The following is a 23,519-nucleotide window of genomic DNA, read 5'->3' as shown; positions in this document are numbered from 1 at the left end:
GCCCGAACTCCGCGGGCGGCCACCACACACGAACCACACTGGAGAGGGGAGGGAACCGTGAGCGAGACCGGCATCCGCGCCGACTGGGCGACGAAGGACTACTACGCCGTCCTGGGCGTGGACAAGAAGGCGACCCAGGCCGACATCAAGAAGGCCTACCGCAAGCTCGCCCGCGCCAACCACCCCGACTCCAACCCCGGCGACTCGGCCGACAGCCGGGCCAAGCACGAAAAGTTCAAGGCCGTCGCCGAGGCGTACGACGTCATCGGCGACGAGGAGAAGCGCCAGAAGTACGACGAGGTGCGGCGCCTCTACGAAGGAGGCGGGTTCCGCGGCGGCTTCCCGGGCGGCCAGGAGGGCGGCGGGGTCGGCTTCGACCTCGGCGACCTGCTCCGCGACCGGGCGGGCGGGTTCGGTGACCTGTTCGGCGACATCTTCGGCGGCCGGGGCGGCGGCCAGCGGTCACGCACCCGACCGGTCCGGGGGGCCGACGTCGAGAGCAACGCCACCATCGGCTTCACCGACGCGCTCGAGGGCGTCACGATCAGCCTCCGCCTGACCTCCGACACGGCCTGCCCCGACTGCCGCGGCACCGGCGGCAAGCCCGGCACCCAGCCGCACATCTGCCCGGAGTGCGAGGGCGCCGGCTTCATCGTGAACTCCAGCGGCGGCGGCTTCTCGATCAACGAGACCTGTCCGCGCTGCGGCGGGCGTCAGCTGATCTACGACGAGGCCTGTCCCACCTGCCACGGCTCCGGCCGCGGGACGTCGGCACGCACCATCCAGGCCCGTATCCCGGCGGGGGTGAAGGACGGCCAGCGCATCCGCCTGCGCGGCAAGGGCGGGGCCGGTGAGAACGGCGGCGCCAACGGTGACCTCTTCGTCACCGTGAAGGTCACGCCGCACCGGTTGTTCGCCCGCAAGGGCGACAACCTCACGCTCGACGTGCCGGTGTCCTTCGACGAGGTCGCGCTCGGCGCCGAGATCAAGATCCCGACCCTCGGCGGCAGCGCGGTCACCCTCAAGATCCCGGCCGGCACGCCGAACGGCCGCACCTTCCGCGTCCGCGGCCGGGGTGCCACCAAGAAGGACGGCACGAAGGGCGACCTGCTCGCCACCGTGCAGGTGCAAGTGCCGGCGCGTCTGAACGACGCGGCACGCGAGGCCATCGCCGGCTACCGCGCAGCCGGCGTCGACGGCACGCTGCGCGCCAACCTCTTCGAGCGGGTCTCCGATGCCTCGCCGTGAGCCGCGGGTGCCGAGTCCCGACGCCGCTGTCTACGTGATCTCGGTGGCCGCCGAGCTGTCCGGACTGCACCCGCAGACCCTGAGGTCCTACGAGCGGATGGGCCTGATCATGCCGGGCCGCACCGGTGGGGGCGGCCGGCGCTACAGCCACCGCGACATCGAGCTGCTCCGCGAGATCGCGTCGCTCACCGCGGGTGGCGTCGGCATCGAGGGAGTACGCCGCATCCTCGAGCTCGAGCACCAGGTGGCGGCGCTCCAGGCGCGCAACGAGGAGCTCCGGGCCGATCTCGCCGCCACCCGCGAGGCGCTGCGCGGCGCCATCTCGTCCGCAACCACCCGGCGTACCGGCCCGAACAAGCTGCCGGCGCTGCGCGAGCCCACGCCGGGCTCGGCGGTCGTGGTCTGGCGACGCGACACCGGCCGCTGAACGACGTGGGGGCCCGTGCGTGCTATGGACGGCGTCCGGGCCCGGTCCTAGCCTGATCCCGGTTCTCGGGTCTCCCGAGCTGGAGGCGCAGTCATGGTGCGGATGCGCGCGGTTGGCCTGTCCCTCGCCACCGCGGTGGCGATCGCCCTCCCGGCCGGGATGTCCTCGGCCACCACCGGACCGTCGCCCCGCGCCGAGGTGCCCGCGCCGGCATCGCGCGTCCAGGCCCTCGCCGACCAGGACCGCAACGGCAACCGGATCGACGACCGGCTCGACCGCCGTCTCGCTCACGTTGCCGCCGGGCAGCGGCTGCGCGTCATCGTGACCGGCACCGACCTCGCCGCCGCCGAGAGGGCGGTCGGGCAGGTGCGTCTGCGGCACCGGCTCTGGCTCATCCACGGGTTCTCCGCCTCGATGACGGCGGGTCAGGTCAGGGCACTGGCGCGGGTCCCGGGCGTCCGCCGGATCGAGCCGGTGACCACGATGCACGCGCTCGACGACGGCACCAACCACGACTTCGGCGCGGCCGCCGTCCCGGCCGACCACCCCGGCACCACCGGTGCGGGCGTCGGTCTCTGCGTCGTGGACACGAGGGTCGACCCGAACCACGAGCAGATCGCGCCGCGCACCGTCACGTTCAAGGACTTCATCAACGGCCGGACCACGGCGTACGACGACCAGGGCCACGGCACCCACGTCACGAGCATCGCGGCCGGTGACGGTGTGGGCGGCCCGAGTGCGGCGACGTTCGTCGGGGTCGCGCCGGGGGCCACCCTGTACGCCGCCAAGGTCCTGGACTCCTCCGGCTCGGGTCCCAACGACGTGGTGGCGGCGGGCGTGCAGTGGTGCGCCGGCCAGTCCGGCGTCGGCGTGATCTCGATGTCGCTGGGCGACACCGCGGGAGGCGACGGGACGGACGCGGTGAGCCAGACCGTGGACGCGGCTGTCACCGCCGGCAAGGTCGTCGTGGTCGCGGCCGGCAACAGCGGTGACATGCCGGAGACGATCAACGCGCCCGGCACCGCCACCGGCGCGATCACCGTCGGGGCCGTCTCCGACTACTCCAGCCCGGCCGGGACCGACCGCCACGACGACGGCATCTGGCTGGCCGCGTTCTCGAGTCGCGGCCCGACCGTCGACGGCCGCACCAAGCCCGACATCTCAGGCCCGGGTGTCAGCGTGACAGCGGCGCAGGCCGGGACGACCAGTGGCTACGTCACCCTCAGTGGGACGTCGATGGCCACGCCGTACGTCGCCGGCGCGGCGGTGCTCGCGCGCCAGGTCGCACCGACGGCCACCCCGGCGCAGATCCGGGCCGCGCTCACCTCCACGGCGCTGGACGTCGGGGCCGCCGGCGCCGACAACGAGTACGGCGCAGGTCTGGTCGACGTCCGGGGCCTGGTCAGCACGCTGGCGGGCGACCTGCCGGTGCTGCACACGGCGTTCCCTCAGCAGAGACACCAGGTGCTCACGGTGCCCGACAACGGCGCCGTCGACGTGCCGATCACGGTCCCGACGAACGGGATCGGGGTCCCGATCGCGGTCACGATGACGGTGAACGGGCAGGCACTGTGCTACTTCGGCTGCCTGTACGTCGAGTGGACCCCCGACATCGACATGCAGCTGGAGTCACCGACGGGCGCCGTGCTGGCGACCAGCGAGTGCGCCCTCGACGGCCTCTCCTGCGGGGTCGGCCGGCAGGAGACGATCGGGTACACCCCGACCGCGGCCGGCACGTACACGCTGCACGCCTACGCGTTCACCGGGGATCCGAACTACGGCCAGGGCGGCACCGTGTCGGTCGACGTCTCCCAGGGCCCGGTCGGGACGTCCTCGCCACCACCTCCGCCCGAGAACCAGCCTCCCGTCGCCAACGCCGGGCCCGACCAGAGGGTCGTTGCGAACAAGAAGACCGGACTCGGCTCCTTCACGCTGGACGGCCGAGGTTCCTCCGACCCCGACGGTACGGTCACCGCCTACACCTGGAGCCTGGGCGGAGTCGCGGTCGGCTCCGGTTCGACGCTCACGCTGATGCGGGGGATCGGGACGTACACGTTCACCCTCACCGTGACCGATGACGGTGGCCTCACGGCGACCGACACGGTGACGGTCGCAGTGGTGAAGCACCGCTGACGTCGGTTCGATCGCCGGGTTCGACGAACTGGCCCACGGACGACGCGTGAAGCACCGATGGGGCGCCGTCCGTAGGCCAGTTGCGGCGACGTCACGCGCGCGCCCGGAGAAAACTCAAGGTTGAGGGGAATCGACTCAACTTCTGGATCGTTGTCTCAGATGAGGGCCACAGTGGTCCTCGCAGGGCCGTGCCGCGCTGGTTTCGAGACGGTCGCTGCAGGACCTCCTCAACCAGCGGAAAAGGAACCAGATGAGCCAGTTCGGGGCCGAGAAGTTCACGACGCGCAGCCGGGAGGCGATCGAGACCGCCCAGCTCGCCGCCACCACGGCGGGCAACACCCAGACCGAGCCGATCCACCTCCTGGCCGCGCTGCTGCGCGAGGCCGACGGTACGGCGCGCCAGCTGGTGGGCAAGGCCGGCGCCGACGCCGCGTCACTCGCCGCGCAGGCGGAGGGCGCACTGCAGTCGTTGCCGAAGGCCAGCGGCGCGACCGTGCAGCAGCCGGCGGCGTCTCCGGCGCTGACCCGCGTGCTGGCGGGGGCGATCGACCTGGCGGCCTCGATGAAGGACGACTACGTCGCCACCGAGCACCTGCTGATCAGTCTGGCGACCGTCGAGTCCGGCGCCCGCAAGCTGCTGGCCGACGCGGGTCTGACCGCCGACGGCTTGCGTGAGGGGCTGACGGCTCTGCGCGGCAACCGCCGGGTGACGAGTCCCGAGGCCGAGTCGACGTACGAGAGCCTGGAGAAGTACTCCCTCGACCTGACCCAGGCCGCGGAGGAGGGCAAGCTCGACCCGGTGATCGGCCGCGACGCGGAGATCCGGCGGGTGATCCAGGTGCTCTCGCGGCGCACCAAGAACAACCCGGTCCTGATCGGCGACCCGGGCGTCGGCAAGACGGCCGTCGTCGAAGGGCTCGCGCAGCGGATCGTCGCCGGCGACGTACCGGACTCGTTGAAGGGCCGACGGCTGCTCTCGCTCGACCTGGCGGCGATGGTCGCGGGCGCGCAGTACCGCGGTCAGTTCGAGGAGCGGCTCAAGGCCGTGCTGGAGGAGATCAAGGACTCCGGCGGCCAGGTGATCACCTTCATCGACGAGCTGCACACGGTCGTCGGCGCCGGTGCCGGTGGCGACTCGGCGATGGACGCCGGCAACATGCTCAAGCCGATGCTGGCCCGCGGCGAGCTGCGGATGATCGGCGCGACGACGCTCGACGAGTACCGCGAGCGGATCGAGAAGGACCCGGCCCTGGAGCGCCGATTCCAGCAGGTCTTCGTGGGTGAACCGTCGGTCGAGGACACGATCCAGATCCTGCGCGGCATCCAGGAGAAGTACGAGGCGCACCACGGCGTCCGCATCACCGACGCGGCCCTGGTCGCGGCGGCGACCTTGAGCGACCGCTACATCACCGGCCGGCAGCTGCCCGACAAGGCGATCGACCTGATCGACGAGTCGGCGGCGCGGCTGCGGATGGAGATCGAGTCGTCGCCGGAGGAGATCGACCAGCTCCGGCGTACCGTCGACCGGCTGAAGATGGAGGAGTTCGCGCTCGAGAAGGAGACGGACGCCGCCTCCCAGGAGCGGCTGGAGCGACTGCGTGCCGACCTCGCCGACTCCGAGGAGCAGCTGCGCGGGCTCGAGGCCCGGTGGGAGCAGGAGAAGGCGTCTCTCGAAGGTGAGGGCGAGATCCGGCGGGCGCTCGACCAGCTCCGGATCGAGGCGGACAAGATGCTGCGTGAGGGCAACCTCGAGGGCGCGTCCAAGATCCGCTACGAGTCGATCCCCGAGCTGGAGAAGAAGCTCGAGGCGGTCGTCGCGGCGGAGAAGGCGGACGTCGAGCCGCTGGTCGGCGAGGAGGTCGGCGCCGAGCAGATCGCCGAGGTCGTCGAGGCCTGGACCGGCATCCCGACCGGCAAGCTGCTCCAGGGCGAGACCGCCAAGCTGCTCGAGATGGAGGACGTGATCGGACAGCGCCTGATCGGACAGCTCGAGGCGGTGCGTGCGGTGAGTGACGCCGTACGCCGCTCCCGGGCCGGGATCTCCGACCCGAACCGGCCGACCGGGTCGTTCCTGTTCCTCGGCCCGACCGGCACCGGCAAGACCGAGCTGGCCAAGTCGCTGGCGGAGTTCCTGTTCGACGACGAGCGGGCGATCGTCCGCATCGACATGAGCGAGTACTCCGAGAAGCACTCGGTGGCGCGGCTCGTCGGCGCGCCTCCCGGTTACGTCGGGTACGACGAGGGCGGTCAGCTCACCGAGGCGGTGCGCCGGCGCCCGTACTCCGTCGTCCTGCTCGACGAGGTCGAGAAGGCCCATCCGGAGGTCTTCGACATCCTGCTGCAGGTGCTGGACGACGGGCGGCTGACCGACGGTCAGGGCCGGACGGTGGACTTCCGGAACACCCTGCTGATCCTGACCTCCAACCTCGGCTCGAACTTCCTGGTCGACCCGACCCTGGAACCCGCCACCAAGCGCGAGTCGGTGTTGTCGGTGGTGCGGGCGTCGTTCAAGCCCGAGTTCCTGAACCGGCTCGACGAGATCGTCGTCTTCGACGCCCTGACCAAGGACGAGCTGGCGCACATCGTCGACCTGCAGCTGTCGCTGCTGGAGAAGCGGCTGGCCGTGCGGCGGATCACCATCGACGTCACCGACTCCGCGCGGGCCTGGCTGGCCGAGACCGGCTACGACCCGGCGTACGGCGCCCGCCCGCTGCGACGGCTCATCCAGACCGCGATCGGCGACCGGCTCGCCCGGCTGCTGATCAGCGGCGAGGTCACCGACGGCGGGAAGGTGACCGTCGACGTCCGCGACGGCGAGCTGGTGCTGACTCCGGCCTGACCGGGGGGCGCGAGTTCCCCGCTCAGGCGGGGACTTCGACACTTGTGGGGGTAAATCTGGGCCAACAAGTGCAGAATTCCCCGCTCAGGCGGGGAATTCTGAAGACCCGCCAGGCCCGGTCACTCCTCGGCGGATCGCGCCCACAGGTTGATCCCGGACTCCACGGCGTACCGGTCGATCTCGGCCAGCTCGTCGTCGTTGAGGGCCGGGAACGAGAGCGCGTCGAGGTTGGTGTCCAGCTGTTCGACACTCGACGCGCCGATCACCACCGACGTCACGCGGGAGTCCCGCAGGGCCCACTGGAGCGCCAGCTGGGCGAGCTTCTGCCCGCGGCGCCCGGCGAGGTCGTTGAGGGCCCGCACCCGGTCGAGCACGTCGTCCTCGAGCCCGGTCAGCGACGAGTCGGGGCGGGCGGCCCGCGAGTCGGGGGGTACGCCGTCGAGGTAGCGGTCGGTGAGCAGCCCCTGGGCCAGCGCGCTGAACACGATGCATCCCATGCCCTGCTCCTCGAGCTCGTCGAGCAGGTCCCGCTCGATCCACCGGTTGAGCATCGAGTACGACGGCTGGTGGATCAGCAGCGGCGTGCCCAGCTCGCGGGCGATCGTCGCCGCCTCCCTGGTCTTCGCGCCGGAGTACGACGAGATGCCGGCGTACAGCGCCCGTCCGGAACGCACGGCCCGGTCGAGCGCCCCGATCGTCTCCTCGAGCGGGGTGTCGGGGTCGAAGCGGTGGCTGTAGAAGATGTCGACGTACTCCAGCCCCATCCGCGCCAGCGACTGGTCGAGCGAGGAGAGCAGGTACTTCCGCGACCCGCCGCCCTGGCCGTACGGCCCCGGCCACATGTCGTAGCCGGCCTTCGTCGAGATGACCAGCTCGTCGCGGTACGGCGCCAAGTCCTCACGCATCCAGCGCCCGAAGTTCTCCTCGGCGCGGCCGTACGGCGGCCCGTAGTTGTTGGCGAGGTCGAAGTGCGTCACCCCACGGTCGAACGCACGGCGGAGGATCGCTCGCTGCACCTCCTCGGGCCGGTCGTCGCCGAAGTTCTGCCACAGCCCTAACGACAGCGGGGGCAGCTGCAGACCGCTGCGGCCCGTACGTCGGTAGTCCGTGCTGTCGTAGCGGGTGGCCGCTGCCTGGTAGCTCGTGGGGATGCTCATGGGGCCATCCTGCCGTGATGCAATGGACGCCGTGAGCGACCCTTCGAGCACCGACGCCCGACCGCCGCAGGTGACCGTTGCGTGCGTGATCGCCATGCTCGGGTCGGTCTTCGTCGTGCTCGCGGTGTGGGACCGGATCGCCGGCCTGTACACGCTCGACAGCCGCGACGCGCTGCGCTCGTGGCTCGACGTCCCGCTGCTGAAGAGCAGCGGTGCGACCGTGTCCGGCCTCATCGTCGCGGTGAAGGCCGTCTCGATGGTCGCCGCGGCGTGCGCGACCTCGATCGCGGTGCTGGGGTTCCAGACCCTGCGTCGCAGCCGCGGAGCGCGGCTCGCGATGACGGTGCTGGCCGTGCCCATGTTCCTGGCCGGTCTCGCGGCCGACGGCATCTTCTCCTCCGGCGTGGCCGCCGCGGTGGGGACGCTGTGGTTCGGCTCCGCCCGGACCTGGTTCCAGGACGCCGCGGGGACACCGGTCGGTCAGCGTCCCGACCCCTTTGCGGCACGGCCGCCCAGCCAGGTCTCGGAGCCCGTCCCACCACCCCCGCGGCAGGAGCCGCCACCCCACGCGCAGGCCCCAACGTGGCCCTCGAGCTCACCCCCGGGATGGGCACCGCCGCAGAGGTCGACGTACGACGTCACCCGCCGGCCGGTGCCCGCGCGACCGAACGCGCTACTCACCGCCTGCCTGATCACCTGGACGTTCTGCGCGATGACGGCGGTCCTGATGGCCGCCTCGCTTCTGGTCCTGGCGGCCGACTCACGAGCCGTGCTCGACCGGATGCACGACCAGGACCCGCAGCTGGCCGAGCGGGGGCTCACCGACCACGACCTGCTCGTGATCGGCTACGTGACGGGATCGGTGGTGATCCTCTGGTCGCTGGTGGCCGCGGTCCTCGCGCTGCTGCTGTTCCTCGGGTACCGGTGGGCGTGGTACGCGCTGCTCGCCTCCACGGCCGGCGTCGCGATGCTGAGCCTGCTGGGGATGCTCGGCTTTCTCCTGGTGCTGGTGCCGTTCGCGGCCGCCGTCGTGACCTTCGTGCTGCTGGTGCGGCCGGAGGTCCGGGGCTGGCTGCTCAGCCGCTGAGGTCCGACGCGGCCAGCCGGGCGAGCGCCTCCTCGAGCACGCTGCTCTCCTTGCAGAAGGTCCAGCGCACGACCTGGTCGCCCGCATCGCTGTCGTGGAACGACTGCGTCGGAATCGCGACGACGCCGGCCCGCTCGGGCAGCGCCAGGCAGAACTCCATACCGTCCTTCCACCCCAGCGACGAGATGTCGGTGACGGCGAAGTAGGTCCCTTCCGGACGGCGTACGTCGAGACCGAGCTTCGCCAGTCCGTCGCACAGCAGGTCGCGTCGCGCCTGGAGGTCCCGGGCCAGAGCGCGGGGCCAGTCCGGCTCCTCGTCCAGGGCCGTCGCGATCGCGGGCTGCAGGGGTGCGCCGGAGGTGAACGACATCCACTGCTTCGCAGCGAGGACCGCGGAGACGAGCTCCGGCGGACCGGTGGCCCAGCCCACCTTCCAGCCGGTCAGGCTGTAGGACTTGCCGGCGCTCGAGAGGGTGAGCGTCCGCTCGAACATCCCCGGCAGCGTCGAGATCGGCACGTGCTCGTGGGGCGTGCCGTCGTCGGAGAAGGTCAGGTGCTCGTAGACCTCGTCGGTGATCACGACCAGGTCGTGCTCGATGGCGAGGTCGGCGACGGCCTGGAGCTCGGCGCGGGTCAGCACGGTGCCGGTCGGGTTGTGCGGCGAGTTCAGCAGCACGAACCGCGTGCGCGGCGTGACGGCCGCCCGCAGCTCGTCGACGTCGAGGCGGAAGTCCGGCGCGCGGAGGGTGACCGGTCGGCGTACGCCTCCGCACATCTGGAGCATCGCGACGTAGGAGTCGTAGTAGGGCTCGAGCACGACGACCTCGTCGCCCGCGTCCACCAGGGCGAGCAGCGAGGCCGCGACGGCCTCGGTGCAACCGGTGGTCACCACGACCTGGCGGTCGGGGTCGAGCTCGAGGCCGTAGTGACGCTGCTGGTGCCGGGCGATGGCCTGCCGGAGTGCGGGTACGCCGGGACCGGGGGCGTACTGGTTCGCCCCCTCACGCAGCGCCCGCTCGGCCGCGGCCAGCACCGAGGCCGGGCCGTCGACGTCCGGGAAGCCCTGCCCGAGGTTGACCGAGCCGGTGCGCAGGGCCAGCGCCGACATCGCGGTGAAGACCGTCGGCGGGATGCCGTCGAGGCGGTGGGCGAGTCTCATGCCTGCCCGGCCCACGCCTCCAGGAGCTGCTGCTCGCGCTGGGCGGGCATCCCCCACTGCGGGTTCGTCGACTGGTCGGGGTTCGCCTCGGCCCAGGCGAGGGTGTCGACGACCGTCTCGGCGAACGGGCGGTGCGTCAGCCCGGCCGCCTCCGCGCGCCCGGTGCCCATCGCCAGCGAGAACTCGGGGCTCCCCTCGGTCCAGAGCGGCAGCTGTAGCCCGTCGACGCCCTGCCCGACCAGCCAGTCGCCGTCGACCTGCACCAGCCGGGCGTCGCTGTTGATCGCCTCGAGGGTCTCGTCGAGCATGGCGCCGAACGTCGTGCGCGGCCGGGCCGCGGTGAACGCACCGGTCACCCGGCCTTCCGCCAGGCGGACCGTCCACGCGCCCATGTCCCGGGCGTCGATGCACTGCATCGGCGCCTCCGCCGGGCCCGGTGCGATCATCGGCCCTCCCCGCGCGGCCCGCAGCGGCCACCACGGGTAGCGCGCGGTCATGTCGCGCGGCCCGACGACGTACGTCGGCCGGATGATCGCGAGTCCGTCGGCGCCGTACAGCTCCTGGGCGATGCGCTCGCAGGTGACCTTCAACGGCCCGTACGTGTCGTTGGTGACCTCGCTGGCGTCCTCCGGTGCCTCCGGGAAGAGCGGCGAGTCCTCGTCGGCCCCTGGGCCGTCGGGCTCCTGGTAGACCGAGACCGTCGAGACGAAGAGGTGGTGCCCGCCTCGCTCCCCGAGCGCGTCGTGGAGCCGGCGTACCTGGCCGGGCACGTAGGCGCAGACGTCGATCGTCGCGTCGAAGCTCAGTCCGTCGAGCACCGAGAGGTCGCCGTTGCGGTCGGCCAGCAGGTGGGTGGCCTTGGGCAGCTCGTCGGTGGCGTTGCGATGCAGCAGGCTCACGTCGTGGCCGGCGTCCAGCGCCGCCTCCGCCATCGCGTGCCCGACGAAACGAGTGCCGCCGATGATCAGGATCCGCATCCTGCGAGAGTAGGCCACATGGACCAGCCCGACGCCGCCCTGGCTCGTGACATCGACGCGGCCTGCCGCCTCACCGGCGAGTTCACCCTGCGCTCCGGGCAGGTCGCGAGCGAGTACTTCGACAAGTACCTGTTCGAGACCGACCCCGACCTCCTGGCCAGGGTCGCCGCCGCGATGGTGCCGCTCCTGCCGGCCGGCACCGACCTGCTCGGGGGGCTCGAGATGGGCGGCATCCCGATCGTGACGGTGGTCAGTGCCCGGTCGCGGATCCCGGCACTTTTCGTCCGCAAGGAGGCGAAGACCTACGGCACCTGCAAGCTGGCGGAGGGCCCCGACGTCTCGGGTCGCACGGTCACCCTGATCGAGGACGTGATCACGACCGGGGGAGCGGTCCGCAACGCGGCGGTGGCGCTCCGGGAGGCGGGTGCGACCGTCGGCACGGTGGTGTGCGCGATCGACCGCTCACCGGGGCACGACAACCCGCTCGCCGACGTGGGACTCGCGATCCGCTCGGTGCTGACCAAGGCCGACCTCGACGCCGTCCGCGTCTGAGCGACGTACGTCCCCGTCTCGGGTTTCTGCCGGGAGCGGTGAGCCGGGATCGGTTTTCGACCCGAAAGGGGTCCTGTCTCACCGCTCCTGGGCGGACGTCGGGAGCTCAGCTCCGACTTGCGGCCTCCTCGCGGCGCTGACGACGCCACTCGAAGCCGATCGGGATCACGGTCAGCACCAGCAGGCCGAGGATCACCCAGTCGATCTTGTCGCTGAGCCACGGGAAGGTGCTGCCCAGGAAGTAGCCGAGGCAGGTGATGCTGACGACCCAGAGCAAGGCGCCGACGAGGCTCCAGAGCCAGAACTTGAAGCGGTTCATCTCGCTGACGCCGGCGACCAGGGTGACGTAGGTCCGCACGAACGGCACGAAGCGCCCGATGACCAGCGCCTGACTGCCGTGCTTCTCGAAGAACTCGACGGTCCGGTCGAGGTACTTCTTCTTGACGATCCTCCCGTCGTGGCGCCGCACGGGTGGGCCGATCCAGCGCCCGATCTCGTACCCGGCGATGTTGCCGAGCAGCGCGGCGACGGTGAAGGCGACGCAGCCGACCAACAGCCCCAGCAGGTTGGGCCCGCTGGCCAGGCTGAGCTCATCGGTGGCGACGAAGAGACCGACCGAGAACAGCAGGGTGTCGCCCGGCAGGAACGGGAAGAACAGCCCGCACTCGATGAACACGATGAAGAGGCCGATCCACACGAACTCCGTGTGGAAGTTCTGCAGAAGCCAGTGCGGGTCCATCCAGGGGATGCCCAGGAGCAGGGGCTGCAGGCCGATCACCGTGCGAGCCTATCCAGAGCATCTGGCCGGAACCTGATCGACGGCCCGTGCAGGCGTGACCCGGCTCCGGCCTCGCCGGCGCCATGCCCTCCGCCGTGCTCTCCACTAGCGTCGCCGCCATGGAGCATGAGTTGCGAGGTCCCTTCGCCGCGGCTGTCGAGGTGGCGACCGATCTGGTCCTGAGCCCCGAGGTCGAGGCGCGGTGGCAGGAGGAGAGCGCCTGTGCCGACATGTCCGTCGGGGCGCTCGCGCGGCACCTGGTGTCGCAGTGGTTCAACGCCGAGCGACTGCTGCGTGCCCCGGCGGGGGAGGCGCCTATCCCCGTCGTGGAGCACTACCTGCGAGCGGCGTGGGTGAGCGCGGGCCACGACGACGAGGCCAACGTGCAGATCCGTCGCGACAGCGAGGTCATCGCTGCGGAAGGACCCGACAGCATGCGTGTACTCGTCGGCGAGCTGGAGCCGCGGTTGGCCGAGGCGCTGGCCTCCGACCGGCGTGGTCCGGTGCTCGTTCCGTGGCAGGGATGGTCGCTGAGTGAGCACGACTTCCTGCTCACGCGGCTGATCGAACTCGTCGTCCACTCCGACGACCTGGCAGCCAGCATCGACGTCACGACGCCGGACTTCCCGGACGACGTCGTGACGCCGGTGCTCGGTCTGCTGACGGATGTCGCGATCCGTCGACACGGCCAGTGGGCGCTCGTGCGGGCGCTCGCCCGGCCGCAGCGGGCATCTCGGTCGATCTCGGCGTTCTGACGTGGACGACGTGGGGACCGAGGGCGAGGAGGAGCGGGCGCCGTACGACCCGATGCCCCACGGACCGGAGGAGGTCGGGGTCGGCCCGTGGGTGGGGGAGTGGCCCACGGGCGAGGAGTACGACGAGCGGCTGCTCGCCGAGGGCGACCGGCGCAACGTGGTCGACCGGTACCGCTACTGGCGGTTGGAGGCGGTCGTGGCCGACCTGGACACCCGCCGCCACGACTTCCACGTGGCGATCGAGAACTGGCGCCACGACTTCAACATCGGCACGATCGTCCGCACCGCGAACGCGTTCCTGGCGGCCGAGGTGCACATCGTCGGCAACCGCCGGTGGAACCGCCGCGGTGCGATGGTCACCGACCGGTACCAGCACCTCCGCCACCACGAGACGGTGGCCGACCTCGCGGCGTACCTCCGTGGGCATCCCGGCGGCCCGGTGGCGCTGCTGGGCATCGACAACCTCCCGGGCTCGGCCCACCTGGAGGCCATGGAGATGCCGCGGCGGGTGTGCTTCCTGTTCGGGCAGGAGGGTCCGGGGCTCTCCGCGGCCGCCCGCGAGGTCTGCGACGGCGCGCTCTCCATCGCGCAGTTCGGGTCGACCCGGTCGATCAACGCCTCGGCAGCCGCGGCGATCGCCATGCACTCGTGGATCCGCGTGCACGCTGATCTCTCGCACGAAAGTGCCTGGCGGGGCTGAGAGACCTCAGCTGCGGGTCTTCGAGAAGCAGACCACGACGTGGTCGTGCGCGACGTTCCAGGTCACCTTGTCTCCGTAGGTCCAGCGGTAGGGCTTCCCCGCCGCGACCCGGGTGCGGCACCGGTTGGTCGCGGTCCGGTTCAGCGCCTTCGGGCCGGGGTACCTGCCGGAAACCACGAAGGTGCCGGTCGCCCGCCACAGGTGGCCGGCGGAGCACGGCGTGCGGTCGCCGGCCTTCGTCATGCACCGGGCGAGACCGTCCCGCAGCGTGCCGCTGGCCAGGAACGGCGTCCTCGACGTGGGCAGCGTGATCAGCAGGGCGGCCTTGGGCCGGATCACCGAGCAGCTGAGCCAACGCGCCCCTTGGCTGCGCTCCCGCTTGCTCGGCTCGAACCACACGTAGTCGTACGCCGAGGAGTCACGCGTCCTCGTGTCCCGACCCAGGGTCGCGGCCACCTCGGGCAGACATCGGCCCGCGACCACCCGGAAGAGATCCGCCCTGCTGGCCCCGCTCCACTGCATGCCGCTGGGCAGCTGCACGACCCCGGCGACCTGCGCGGTGTGCTTCTCGGAGCAGGGCACGGCGGTGCTCCGGTCGATCGCGGCGGCGGCCTGCTCGGCGGTCATCGTGCTGCAGGCCCCGACCGCCGGCCCCCCGGCCAGCTCGCCGGCACGCTGCTCAGCGGCGTACGCCGTGCCGGCCGTCGCGAGCGCCGTCAGGGTCAGGGCGGCCGCTGCGGCCAGGACCCGAGGGGCGAGCATCGTCATCTGTCCTCCTGGAGGTCGGACGCATGCTAAGCGGTCGCGGTGTCGGCAGGCGCCTTGGTCGTCGGAGCCGCCGGGTTCGTCGTCCTCACCCGGGTCGGACGTCCTCGCTGGCGCTGGTCCTGGTGGGAGGCGTAGAGCGAGCTCGGCCGGTGCGCTCGGCATCGCGCTCCTCCGCACCGCCGGGGCCGCGGCGTACCACGCGTACGCCGGGTCGCACCTGCCCGCGGCGGTCGCGAGCGGGCCGGCCGGGCACTCGCTGCCGGGGGCCTTGGCCCAGGCGTACCGCCGTCGAGGACGAGGCCGACGGGCGGGAGGACGTGACACCGGCCGCGTGACCGGTTCAGCCCACGAAGGCGTCCTGCACCTTCTTCACCCGCGGCAGCCACGCGGACAGGGTCGTGGCGCGTACCCCGACGCGCTCGGAGTACACCGCGCCGACACCGCGGCAGTCGAAGCCCACCACGAACCACTCCCCGTCGCCGGTGTGCACCTGCACAGCCTGGGCGTGGCAGGGCGGGACCGACTGCGCGTTGGCCAGTGGGTCGTGGATGCGCTGGACGACGGTGCCGCCGGGCTTCGCGACGAGCAGGTCGCCGACGTACTCGGCCGGTGAGTCGTCGTCCGAGACGGGCTGCTGGTAGGGGCCGGGAGCGGTCGCGGCCAGGGCGAGACGCCCGGAGAGGATCGGGAACTCCACCTGGGCCCAGCCCATGAACGCCTGGTAGTTGTACGGCGCCTCGCGCTCCACGACCAGCCGCTCCGGCTCGTTGCCCACGACCACGACCCAGAGCGTCCGGCCGCCGACGCGCACGATGGCAGCGCCCTTCGGATGGGCGGAGACATCGATCTCGCCGTAGGTGCCGAGGACCGTCACGTCTCTGGCGCGCTTGAACATCCGGCCGTACAGGTACAGGACCGGCGGGGTGTCGGGACTGACGAAGCGCGCGGGTGCCACGAGGAGGTGCACGGGCGTGGGGGCCTCCGTCGTGGTCGGCGTCGGGAGCGGGGTCGGGTCCGGCCCCCCGCCTCCCGCGCCGGAGGAGGGCTGGAGGAGGACGGGAGCGACCCCGAGGACGACCAGCGCGGCGGCCGCGCCGACGGTGGCCGTCCTCCGGCGCCGGCGTACGGCGCGCCGGCCGGCCACGAGGTGCTCCTCGACCGGTCGGTGAGGCGGCCCGTCCCCGAGAGCCTGCTCCAGGCGGTCGCCCAGGTCCGTCGTCACGTGTCCTCCCGGGTCAGCACATACTGGAGGGCGATCAGGGCTCGCGAGGAGCAGGTGGCCGCGCGGCGGGTCGAGATCCCGAGCTCCTCGGCGACCTCCTCGACGGTCAGCCCGAGCCAGTGCTCGAGCACGACCACCTTGCGTTGTATGGGCGGCAGGGCGTGCAGTGCCTCGAGCAGTTCCGAACGCTCGGGCGGTGGGCGAGGTGGCGTCGAGCGGGGTTCCCGGTCGAGGTCGCTGCGGACGATCGCTCGCCGGACGTAGGCCTCCTCGGTCCCGTCCCGCTGCACCCGGGGCCACGCGGCGTACAGCCGGATGAGGGCGGTGTGCAGGAGCTCGTCGGCGCGGACCCAGTCGCCGCAGAGCGCGTAGGCGACCCGGCGCAGGTGGGTCTGCCGCGCCGTCACGAACTCGACGTACGCCGCCTCGCGTGCCTCCACCCGCATCGCCGGTCCTCCAGGGAGATTGTCGCTCCTCACCGGTGGTACGTGCTGAACGGGCCGTCGGTTGTCTCCGCCGGTCCCGTTAGGGTGGAACTGCCTGGTCACCGTGTCACGAGGAGCCTCCGATGCCCGTCGCCACCCCCGAGATCTACGCGCAGATGCTCGACACCGCGAAGGAGAAGACCTTCGCCTTCCCGGCGATCAACGTGTCGTCGTCACAGACCCTGAACGCCGCACTGAAGGGCTTCGCCGACGCCGAGTCCGACGGGATCATCCAGATCTCGACCGGCGGCGCGGAGTACCTCTCGGGCCCGTCGGTGAAGAACATGGTCAGCGGCTCGGTCGCGTTCGCGGCCTACGCCGCCGAGGTGGCCAAGAACTACCCCGTCAACGTCGCCCTGCACACCGACCACTGTCCCAAGGACAAGCTGGACGGCTTCGTGCGGCCGCTGCTCGACATCAGCGCAGAACGAGTGGCGCGAGGCGAGGGGCCGCTGTTCCAGTCCCACATGTGGGACGGCTCCGCCGTACCCCTCGAGGAGAACCTCGAGATCGCCCAGGAGCTGCTCGCGAAGTGCGCGGCGGCGCACATCATCCTCGAGGTCGAGATAGGCGTCGTCGGCGGTGAGGAGGACGGTGTCGAGGGGGCGATCGACGAGAAGCTGTACACCACCCCGCAGGACGCCCTCGAGACCGTCGAGGCGCTGGGGCTGGGCGACAAGGGGCGCTACATCACCGCACTCACGTTCGGGAACGTCCACGGCGTCTACAAGCCCGGCAACGTCAAGCTCCGCCCGGAGATCCTGAAGAAGGCGCAGGACGCGATCATCGAGAAGTACGGCACCTCGTCGGGCTTCGGCCCGGGCTCACTGCCGCTCGACCTGGTCTTCCACGGCGGCTCCGGGTCGTCGGAGCAGGAGATCGCGGACGCGGTGTCCTACGGCGTGGTCAAGATGAACGTCGACACGGACACGCAGTACGCGTTCACCCGTCCCGTCGCGGACCACATGTTCTCCCACTACAGCGGCGTCCTGAAGGTCGACGGCGACGTGGGCGACAAGAAGACCTACGACCCTCGGGCGTGGGGCAAGGCCGCCGAGGCCGGCATGGCCGCCAGGGTCGTCGAGGCCTGCTCGAACCTCTCCTCCACCGGCCACACCCTCCGCTGAGGGCGTCCAGCGACGACGGGGATCAGTCGAGCGCCGGCGCCGGAGCCTCGGCCGACCCGGCCGGCGCCTGCTCGCGGGGCGACAGGTGGCGGGGGAGCTGGAAGAGGAGCACGGACAGCAGCCCGAGCACCAGCACCGCCACGGGGAGCAGCATCGCGTCGGACATCGCCTGGCTGAACGGGTCGCGGACGATGGCGGGCAGCTGCTGGACGGTGCCCGTCTCGGCCCGGGCCCCTCCGGAGAGCCCGTGAGCGGAGAGCCGCGAGTCGATGAGGACGGCGATCGCGGCCGACCCGAGGACGGCGCCCACCTGGCGGGTGGCGTTGTAGACGCCCGACCCGGCACCGGCCATCCGCATCGGCAGGTTGCGGGTGGCGGTCGCCGCGAGCGGCGCCCAGAGGCCGGCCATGCCGATCCCCAGCAGGGTCATCGCGGCCAGGATGTGCCAGGCAGCACCGTCCGGGGTCAGGGTGAGCGAGAGCAGGTAGATGGCCAGCGCGGTGATCGCGAACCCGACCCCGGTCAGCACTCGCGGGTGGACCCGGTCGGTGAAGCGGCCCACGACCGGCGCCAGCACCATCGTCATGATCGCCATCGGCACCAGCAGCAGCGCTGCGCGCAGCGGAGTGTCGCCGCGCACCAGCTGGGCGTAGAGCATGATCGGGAACCCCATCGCCGTCGCGGTGAAGGACAGCGCAGAGATGGCGAAGTTGGAGATCGAGAAGTTCCGGTCGGCGAACAGCTGGAGCGGGACCAACGGCTCGCGCCGGTTGCGCGCCTGCCAGAGGATGAACGCCGCCAGCACGACGATTCCGGCGACGATCGAGGCCACGACCCACCCGTTCCAGTGGTACTTGTGGCCCTGCTGGATGCCGTAGACCAGGAAGAACATGCCCACGCCGCTCAGGCCCACGCCCAGCCAGTCGAAGCGGTGGGAGTGGGTCTCCAGGCGCGGCACCAGGCGCATCGCGAGGAAGAAGCCGATCACGCCGACCGGCACGTTGATGAAGAAGATCCACTCCCAGCCGAGGGCGTCGACCAGGATGCCGCCGAGCACGGGGCCGACGAGCATCGCCACTCCGGCGGTGGCACCCCAGAGCGCCATCGCCTGGCCGCGACGGTCGGCGGGGAAGATCCGGGTGATCACCGACATCGTCTGAGGGGTCAGCATGGACGCCCCGATGCCCTGCACCACCCGGGCGAGGATCAGCATGCCGATGCTGTTGGTGAGCCCGCACCACAACGAGGCGAGGGTGAAGACGGTCAGGCCGATCAGGTAGAGGTTCTTCGGGCCGAAGCGGTCGCCGAGCCGGCCCGTGATCAGCACCGGCACGGCATAGGCCAGCAGGTAGGCGCTGGTCACCCAGACCACGCTGTTCACGTCGGCGTGCAGGTCGGCGATGATCGCCGGCGTCGCAACCGACACGATCGTGGTGTCGATCAGGATCATGAAGAACCCCAGGCACAGCGCGAACAGCGCGGGCCACGGCCTCACGTCGGCGGGGATGGAATCGCGCGTCGGGGTCTGCTGGGCCATGACAGAAGTGAACACCCGGACGCCGACAGTGATTCCACCCATTTCGGGCGGCCTCCGGTCTGAGAGGGTGGATCCATGAGTCATGTCGACCTGATGGCGGGCCCGCCGCCGACGCACCTACCCGCCGACCGGGCGGATGCCGAACTCGCCCACGGTGACGACCCCGGCGACGTCGTACGCCGCCATCCGGCCTCGCCCGCCGCCTGGGCGGCGCTGGCGGAGCGCGCCCGTGAGGCCGGGGCTGACGACGTGACCGTCTACGCCTACGCCCGGGTCGGCTACCACCGCAGCCTCGACCTGCTGCGCCGCAACGGCTGGAAGGGCCACGGCCCAGTGCCGTGGGAGCACGAGCCCAACCGAGGCTTCCTGCGCTGCCTCGGTCTCCTGGCCCTGTCCGCGCGCGCCATCGGCGAGGACGACGAGTGGCGGCGCTGCTCGGAGTTCCTCCGCGACTCCAGCCCCGCCGCCGCCGACGCCCTGCTCGGCTGAGGCTCCGGCTCCGCCCGGCACGCGCCGTCGTTGCTTGTAACGCCCTGTTACCTGTTCGGCGGCGCCCCCGCGCCGGCGCCCGGGCGCGGATAACAGGGCGTTACAAGCGGGCGGATCAGGCCCCCAGCAGCATCCGGACCCGGTCGGAGCCGAGCGCCACGATCAGGGTCGGCAGACGCGGGCCGCGCTCGGCGTCGACGAGCAGGTGGTAGAGCAGCCGGAAGAACTCCTTCTGGTCCGCCTTCACCTCGTCGGTCGGCTTCTCGTCCAGCGACATCCCGCGGGCGAGCTTGGGTACGCCGTAGACCAGCGACGTCACGGCGTCGAGCTCGAGGTCTCCCTGCAAGCCCTGGAGCAGCAGCGCCAGCCACTCCCGCTCCTGGCTCGACAACGCCTCGATCGCAACGGCGTCCGGCGCCGAGCGCACGGTGGTGCGGTCCGACTCCGGCACGAACTCCCGGGTCCATGCCATCGCTCGTGACAATCGCGGCTCGAGCTGGTCGACCGAGTCGTGCGCGTGTCCCATGTGACCCACGATCCGGCTGATCTGGTCGGCCGAGCCGGCCGTCACGTCGGCGACCGAGGAGAGCGTCCGGAAGGGTACGACGACCTCGGGGGTGGGCAACCGTCCCGCGGTCGCCGTTGCCGAGGCCCGTTCGTAGGCCAGCACCTGGACGTCACGGCGTTCGGGGTCGGCGGCCTTCCGCGCCAGCGAGTCCCACTCGTCGTACAGGCGAACGACCTCCTGGCCGAAGTCGATGTCGAAGGTCTGCTTGGGCTGCCGGCGCACGTACAGCCAGCGCAGGATCCCCGGCTCGAGCACGCGCAGTGCGTCGGTCGCGGTCGGCGCGCCGCCGGCGGAGGACGACATCTTCTGCACGCCCGCGAACCCCACGAAGCCGTAGCCGAACCAGGCGGGTCGCGGGTAGTCCCACACCGACTCGACCAGCTCGTGACCGACGGTGAACGACGACCCCGGAGTGGCGTGGTCCATGCCGGCAGGCTCGAAGTCGACGTGCTCGAAGGCCCAGCGCATCGGCCAGTCGGCCTTCCAGACCAGCTTGCCCTCGTCCTGCGTCGCCAGGTTGGTGGTGCCGTGGTAGTCGCAGACCGAGCAGGTGTAGGCCAGGTCGGTGGTGTCGTCGTCGTACGCCGTGACCGTCGTGGTGTCGCGGCCACAGTCGCGGCAGTAGGGCTTGAAGGGGAAGTAGCCGACGCCGCTCTCGCCCTCGGCGGCGTCCTCGTCGTCGTTGGCCACCGAGTCCGCCATCGCCTCCGCCTCCTGGGCGGCGTGGTCACCCGTCTCGTCGGCGGTGAGCTCGGCGGCGGCGTCGGTGGCGGCCTTCCTGGTGCGGTACCTGGCCAGGACGGCGTCGATCTCGGAGCGGTGGCGTACGGCGCGCAGCACCTCGTCGCGGTAGACGCCGGAGCGGTAGCGCTCGGACTGCGAGATCTCCTCCATGTCGACGCCGAGCGCGTGCAGGGCCGCGACGATCGGCTCCTTGAAGTGGTCGGACCAGGTTGCGTGGCACCCCCACGGGTCGGGGATCGCCGAGTAGGGCCGCCCGATGTGGTCGGCGTACGACGGGTCGACTCCCGCGGGCACCTTGCGGAAGCGGTCGTAGTCGTCCCAGACATGGAGATGACGAACTGGTACGCCGCGGCGCCGCAGCTCGTCGGCCACGAAGTGCGGCATCAGGAACTCGCGCAGGTTGCCCAGGTGCACCGGCCCCGACGGCGAGGCCCCCGACGAGCAGGTGACCGGACCCGAGGCCCCCGACTTCTCGTGATGCCGGATCGCGTCGTCGGCGGCGCGGGTCACCCAGTCATGCGGCTCGCCCTGCGGCTTCGATCGGGACATCGACGCGGCTCTCCTGCCCGGTGGGGTGCTCGACGGCTGAGGGCCGCCACGCTATCGCGGCGAGCAGAGCGCACCCGAGCCGGACGCCGGAGACGGACGGAGGGCGCCGGCCCGAGCGGCTGGCGCCCTCTGACGAGTGGCCGGAGCATCCCCCGATGTGTGCCGGCCGCAGCATCTCGGCTGTCCCGTCCTCATCATCTTCCCCATTGGATCGCTCAAACCCCGGAGGTCTCCGGTCAGTGGCACCAAGATGCCAATAGACTCCGCGCGGTGCCACGGAGAAGAGCGGTCTCGGTCCTCTCCGCGCTCGGGGTGAGTGCGGACGACGAGCGGCGCTACCAGCAGCTGCTCCCGCTCTCCGGTTCCAGGGTGCACGACGTCGCCGCCGCCCTGGGCGTCGAGCCGGACCGAGTGCGCGTCGTCCTGTCCGCGCTCGTCGACTGCGGCGTGGTGCGGTTCGAGGACGGCCGGATCACCGTGCTGCGTGCCGACCAGGCGCTGGCGGCGGCCATCTCCCGCGAGGCCGCCGCGGCCGACCTCGCCCGCGACCGCCTCGACGACCTCGCCCGAGCGGTGCCGCTCCTGGTGGCGGCCCGCACGCGCCCGGCACCCGGCGAGGTCGAGGACGTCCAGGCGCTGGACGGGGAGCTCAGCTCGGGCGGGAACGCCCTGGAGCTGCTGACCGCGATGATCGAGCAGAGCCGCGGTGACCTGTTGTTCCTGCGGCCTGACGCGTGGCAGATGCCGCGCGAGTCCGCGATCTCCCGGGTGGTCGCCCGCGCGATCGCCTCGGGCCGGCGCTCGCGCGCGGTCTATCCGCTGCGGGCGCTGCACGAGGCTCCGGAGACCCTCCACCAGCGTGTCGACGGCGGCGAGGAGGTCCGGCTGATCGACGAGATGCCCACCCGGCTGATGGTCATCGGGGTCACCCATGCGATCGTCCCCGAGCCGCTCGGCTACTCCGACTCGCCGCGGTTGCTGGTGCGCCAAGGGGCCCTCGTCGCCGCGCTGACCCTGTTGTTCGAGCTCTACTGGGAGAAGGCCGTCCCGGTGTCGGAGCTCTCCGGACCCCGCAGCACCGAGCGCACGTTCCTGCTCCGGCAGCTCCAGGCCGGGGCGAAGGACGAGCAGATCTCCCGCACCATGGGGCTCAGCCTGCGCACCGTCCGGCGCCGCATCTCCGACCTCATGATCGAGCTCGGCGCCGACACCCGCTTCCAGGCCGGTGCCGAGGCCGCGCGGAGGGGGTGGTTATGAGGGAGGTTCGGACCTTCCCGCCGACCTCGGCAAGATGAACGAGTACGCCGCGGGCTCGACGTGCCAGCACCGTTGCCGCTCCGGCCCACTGATCTCGCCGTCCGCGCTGATCCAGAACGCGTCGCCGGAGATCGTCACCTGTGACCCCCGCAGGTACTGCACGTCGTCGCGCCGGTGGTGCTCCCCGCGCCGGAGGTGAAGGGCATACCCGAGCCTCGCCTTGGTCCCGATCGCGTGGGAGATCATCACGTCGACCTTGCCGTCCGCGGGGTCGGCGTCCGGCGTCAGCAGCGTGCCGCCGCCGACGTTCGCGCCGTTGCCGATCGACACCATCAACACCGGGTCGTCGACGTCGGTGACGACCTTCCCGTCGAGCTCGACGTGGAGATGCACGCTGGGCTCGTCCAGCGCCGACATCACCGCACCGATCGGGTAGCCGAGCTTCGCGAGATTGACCTTGCCGACGCCGATCGCGCGGAGCCGCTCCTTGATCCCCGCCCCGCGCCGGCTGGCCTCGGCGCCGGCCCCCACGTGGACGTTGTTCACGACGACCTCGCCGAGCTCGTCCACGATCAGGTCCATCGGCCGCACCACACCGGAGAGAACCACGTGGGCGGCGTCCTCGGGGTCGAGGGGGATCTCCAGCGACCGGGCGAAGTCGTTCCCGGTGCCCATCGGCAACAACCCGACCACGGCGTGGCCGAGCTCGTGCCGGCGGTAGAGGGCCGCGATCACGGCGTGCAGGCTGCCGTCTCCGCCGGCCACCACGATCCGCCGCGACCCGGCCCGCTGCAGGACCCCGTCGAGCTCGCCGGGCTGGGACGTCGACTGCACGTCGACCGAGCACTTCTTGCGCATGATGTCGAGCGCACGCTCGAGCGCCTCGTCGTCGGCGGTCCCCGCGTCGTCGTTCGTGATCACGAGGAGGGGGTCCACGGGGCGGACCCTAGCCGAGACCGCC

General features: G+C 71.5%; 21 protein-coding genes. 11 read left to right on the top strand and 10 right to left on the bottom strand.

Annotation, left to right across the window (positions count from 1 at the left end; all coding sequences use genetic code 11):
• The first annotated feature begins 57 nt into the window (after positions 1-57).
• The 4 genes from dnaJ (at position 58) to clpB (ending at position 6,647) form a co-directional block, all read left to right on the top strand.
• The gene (dnaJ, locus tag VGK78_RS06310; RefSeq protein ID WP_331526672.1) at positions 58-1,248 is read left to right on the top strand and encodes a molecular chaperone DnaJ; all 1,191 of its coding nucleotides are present in this window, start codon (positions 58-60) and stop codon (positions 1,246-1,248) included.
• Positions 1,235-1,675 (top strand): heat shock protein transcriptional repressor HspR, encoded by a 441-nt coding sequence (locus VGK78_RS06305; RefSeq protein ID WP_331526671.1) that lies wholly within the window; start codon positions 1,235-1,237, stop codon positions 1,673-1,675. Before dnaJ ends, VGK78_RS06305 begins: the two co-directional genes overlap by 14 nt.
• Positions 1,676-1,777: 102 nt before the next feature.
• Positions 1,778-3,808 (top strand): S8 family serine peptidase, encoded by a 2,031-nt coding sequence (locus tag VGK78_RS06300; protein WP_331526670.1) that lies wholly within the window; start codon positions 1,778-1,780, stop codon positions 3,806-3,808.
• A 250-nt stretch (positions 3,809-4,058) separates the two neighbouring features.
• Positions 4,059-6,647: an ATP-dependent chaperone ClpB gene (gene clpB, locus VGK78_RS06295; RefSeq protein ID WP_331526669.1), complete on the top strand. Its 2,589-nt coding sequence runs from the start codon at positions 4,059-4,061 to the stop codon at positions 6,645-6,647.
• A 119-nt stretch (positions 6,648-6,766) separates the two neighbouring features.
• Here the strand turns inward: clpB and mgrA are convergent, their stop codons facing one another.
• A complete protein-coding gene (gene mgrA / locus VGK78_RS06290) occupies positions 6,767-7,804 on the bottom strand; it encodes an L-glyceraldehyde 3-phosphate reductase (protein ID WP_331526668.1) in 1,038 nt (345 codons plus the stop codon).
• Between the two features lie 31 nt (positions 7,805-7,835).
• Between mgrA and VGK78_RS06285 the strand changes: the two genes are divergently transcribed.
• Entirely contained in the window at positions 7,836-8,891 is a 1,056-nt protein-coding gene (locus VGK78_RS06285; protein WP_331526666.1) for a hypothetical protein, read from the top strand.
• Here the strand turns inward: VGK78_RS06285 and VGK78_RS06280 are convergent.
• Together VGK78_RS06280 and VGK78_RS06275 are read right to left on the bottom strand one after the other, a co-directional pair.
• Positions 8,881-10,050 carry a pyridoxal phosphate-dependent aminotransferase gene (locus VGK78_RS06280; protein ID WP_331526665.1) on the bottom strand — a complete coding sequence of 390 codons (1,170 nt, stop codon included), beginning with the start codon at positions 10,048-10,050 and terminating at the stop codon, positions 8,881-8,883. The genes VGK78_RS06285 and VGK78_RS06280 overlap by 11 nt on opposite strands.
• Positions 10,047-11,027, bottom strand: a complete 981-nt coding sequence (locus VGK78_RS06275) for an NAD-dependent epimerase/dehydratase family protein (RefSeq protein WP_331526664.1) — start codon at positions 11,025-11,027, stop codon at positions 10,047-10,049. Before VGK78_RS06275 ends, VGK78_RS06280 begins: the two co-directional genes overlap by 4 nt.
• 18 nt (positions 11,028-11,045) lie before the next feature.
• Between VGK78_RS06275 and pyrE the strand changes: the two genes are divergently transcribed.
• On the top strand, positions 11,046-11,579 hold the full coding sequence (gene pyrE, locus VGK78_RS06270; protein ID WP_331526663.1) for an orotate phosphoribosyltransferase: 534 nt from the start codon (positions 11,046-11,048) through the stop codon (positions 11,577-11,579).
• A gap of 106 nt (positions 11,580-11,685) precedes the next feature.
• Here the strand turns inward: pyrE and VGK78_RS06265 are convergent, their stop codons facing one another.
• Positions 11,686-12,357: a DedA family protein gene (locus VGK78_RS06265; protein WP_331526662.1), complete on the bottom strand. Its 672-nt coding sequence runs from the start codon at positions 12,355-12,357 to the stop codon at positions 11,686-11,688.
• Between the two features lie 119 nt (positions 12,358-12,476).
• Between VGK78_RS06265 and VGK78_RS06260 the strand changes: the two genes are divergently transcribed.
• Positions 12,477-13,112 carry a maleylpyruvate isomerase N-terminal domain-containing protein gene (locus VGK78_RS06260; protein WP_331526661.1) on the top strand — a complete coding sequence of 212 codons (636 nt, stop codon included), beginning with the start codon at positions 12,477-12,479 and terminating at the stop codon, positions 13,110-13,112.
• A gap of 52 nt (positions 13,113-13,164) precedes the next feature.
• The gene (locus VGK78_RS06255) at positions 13,165-13,812 is read left to right on the top strand and encodes a TrmH family RNA methyltransferase (RefSeq protein ID WP_331526694.1); all 648 of its coding nucleotides are present in this window, start codon (positions 13,165-13,167) and stop codon (positions 13,810-13,812) included.
• A gap of 6 nt (positions 13,813-13,818) precedes the next feature.
• Here the strand turns inward: VGK78_RS06255 and VGK78_RS06250 are convergent, their stop codons facing one another.
• The 3 genes from VGK78_RS06250 to VGK78_RS06240 form a co-directional block, all read right to left on the bottom strand.
• Complete coding sequence (locus VGK78_RS06250) at positions 13,819-14,580, bottom strand: septum formation family protein (protein WP_331526660.1); 762 nt, start codon at positions 14,578-14,580, stop codon at positions 13,819-13,821.
• Positions 14,581-14,920: 340 nt separating this feature from the next.
• On the bottom strand, positions 14,921-15,802 hold the full coding sequence (locus tag VGK78_RS06245) for a hypothetical protein (RefSeq protein WP_331526659.1): 882 nt from the start codon (positions 15,800-15,802) through the stop codon (positions 14,921-14,923).
• Positions 15,799-16,248: a sigma factor-like helix-turn-helix DNA-binding protein gene (locus VGK78_RS06240; RefSeq protein ID WP_331526658.1), complete on the bottom strand. Its 450-nt coding sequence runs from the start codon at positions 16,246-16,248 to the stop codon at positions 15,799-15,801. The genes VGK78_RS06245 and VGK78_RS06240 overlap by 4 nt, the downstream gene beginning before the upstream one ends.
• A 122-nt stretch (positions 16,249-16,370) precedes the next feature.
• Here VGK78_RS06240 and fbaA point away from each other — a divergent pair, with 122 nt between their 5' ends.
• Positions 16,371-17,414 (top strand): class II fructose-bisphosphate aldolase, encoded by a 1,044-nt coding sequence (gene fbaA / locus VGK78_RS06235; RefSeq protein WP_331526657.1) that lies wholly within the window; start codon positions 16,371-16,373, stop codon positions 17,412-17,414.
• Between the two features lie 22 nt (positions 17,415-17,436).
• Here fbaA and VGK78_RS06230 read toward each other — a convergent pair whose 3' ends face one another.
• Complete coding sequence (locus tag VGK78_RS06230; RefSeq protein WP_331526656.1) at positions 17,437-18,951, bottom strand: DHA2 family efflux MFS transporter permease subunit; 1,515 nt, start codon at positions 18,949-18,951, stop codon at positions 17,437-17,439.
• Positions 18,952-19,026: 75 nt separating this feature from the next.
• Between VGK78_RS06230 and VGK78_RS06225 the strand changes: the two genes are divergently transcribed.
• Positions 19,027-19,440 (top strand): DUF3151 domain-containing protein, encoded by a 414-nt coding sequence (locus tag VGK78_RS06225; protein ID WP_331526655.1) that lies wholly within the window; start codon positions 19,027-19,029, stop codon positions 19,438-19,440.
• A 115-nt stretch (positions 19,441-19,555) separates the two neighbouring features.
• Here VGK78_RS06225 and lysS read toward each other — a convergent pair whose 3' ends face one another.
• A complete protein-coding gene (lysS, locus tag VGK78_RS06220) occupies positions 19,556-21,301 on the bottom strand; it encodes a lysine--tRNA ligase (protein ID WP_331526654.1) in 1,746 nt (581 codons plus the stop codon).
• A gap of 270 nt (positions 21,302-21,571) precedes the next feature.
• On the opposite strand from lysS, the gene VGK78_RS06215 reads away from it, so the two are divergent.
• Entirely contained in the window at positions 21,572-22,558 is a 987-nt protein-coding gene (locus VGK78_RS06215) for a helix-turn-helix domain-containing protein (RefSeq protein WP_331526653.1), read from the top strand.
• Here the strand turns inward: VGK78_RS06215 and VGK78_RS06210 are convergent.
• Positions 22,553-23,494, bottom strand: coding sequence for a diacylglycerol/lipid kinase family protein (locus VGK78_RS06210; protein ID WP_331526652.1), 942 nt, complete (start codon positions 23,492-23,494; stop codon positions 22,553-22,555). The genes VGK78_RS06215 and VGK78_RS06210 overlap by 6 nt on opposite strands.
• Positions 23,495-23,519: the final 25 nt, after the last annotated feature.

Origin of the sequence: Nocardioides sp. (assembly GCF_036503465.1) — a bacterium.
GTDB lineage: Bacteria > Actinomycetota > Actinomycetes > Propionibacteriales > Nocardioidaceae > Nocardioides.
Note: the sequence above shows the minus strand (reverse complement) of the source record. Positions and strands in the feature narration are given on the sequence as shown.

Bases quoted from the DNA above. Each gene is read 5' to 3' on its own strand.
- VGK78_RS06305 (WP_331526671.1), top strand. From the start codon at position 1,235: ATGCCTCGCCGTGAGCCGCGGGTGCCGAGTCCCGACGCCGCTGTCTAC.
- VGK78_RS06300 (WP_331526670.1), top strand. From the start codon at position 1,778: ATGCGCGCGGTTGGCCTGTCCCTCGCCACCGCGGTGGCGATCGCCCTC.
- clpB (WP_331526669.1), top strand. From the start codon at position 4,059: ATGAGCCAGTTCGGGGCCGAGAAGTTCACGACGCGCAGCCGGGAGGCG.
- mgrA (WP_331526668.1), bottom strand. From the start codon at position 7,804: ATGAGCATCCCCACGAGCTACCAGGCAGCGGCCACCCGCTACGACAGC.
- VGK78_RS06280 (WP_331526665.1), bottom strand. From the start codon at position 10,050: ATGAGACTCGCCCACCGCCTCGACGGCATCCCGCCGACGGTCTTCACC.
- VGK78_RS06275 (WP_331526664.1), bottom strand. From the start codon at position 11,027: ATGCGGATCCTGATCATCGGCGGCACTCGTTTCGTCGGGCACGCGATG.
- pyrE (WP_331526663.1), top strand. From the start codon at position 11,046: ATGGACCAGCCCGACGCCGCCCTGGCTCGTGACATCGACGCGGCCTGC.
- VGK78_RS06260 (WP_331526661.1), top strand. From the start codon at position 12,477: ATGGAGCATGAGTTGCGAGGTCCCTTCGCCGCGGCTGTCGAGGTGGCG.
- VGK78_RS06255 (WP_331526694.1), top strand. From the start codon at position 13,165: ATGCCCCACGGACCGGAGGAGGTCGGGGTCGGCCCGTGGGTGGGGGAG.
- VGK78_RS06250 (WP_331526660.1), bottom strand. From the start codon at position 14,580: ATGACGATGCTCGCCCCTCGGGTCCTGGCCGCAGCGGCCGCCCTGACC.
- VGK78_RS06240 (WP_331526658.1), bottom strand. From the start codon at position 16,248: ATGCGGGTGGAGGCACGCGAGGCGGCGTACGTCGAGTTCGTGACGGCG.
- fbaA (WP_331526657.1), top strand. From the start codon at position 16,371: ATGCCCGTCGCCACCCCCGAGATCTACGCGCAGATGCTCGACACCGCG.
- VGK78_RS06230 (WP_331526656.1), bottom strand. From the start codon at position 18,951: ATGGCCCAGCAGACCCCGACGCGCGATTCCATCCCCGCCGACGTGAGG.
- VGK78_RS06225 (WP_331526655.1), top strand. From the start codon at position 19,027: ATGAGTCATGTCGACCTGATGGCGGGCCCGCCGCCGACGCACCTACCC.
- lysS (WP_331526654.1), bottom strand. From the start codon at position 21,301: ATGTCCCGATCGAAGCCGCAGGGCGAGCCGCATGACTGGGTGACCCGC.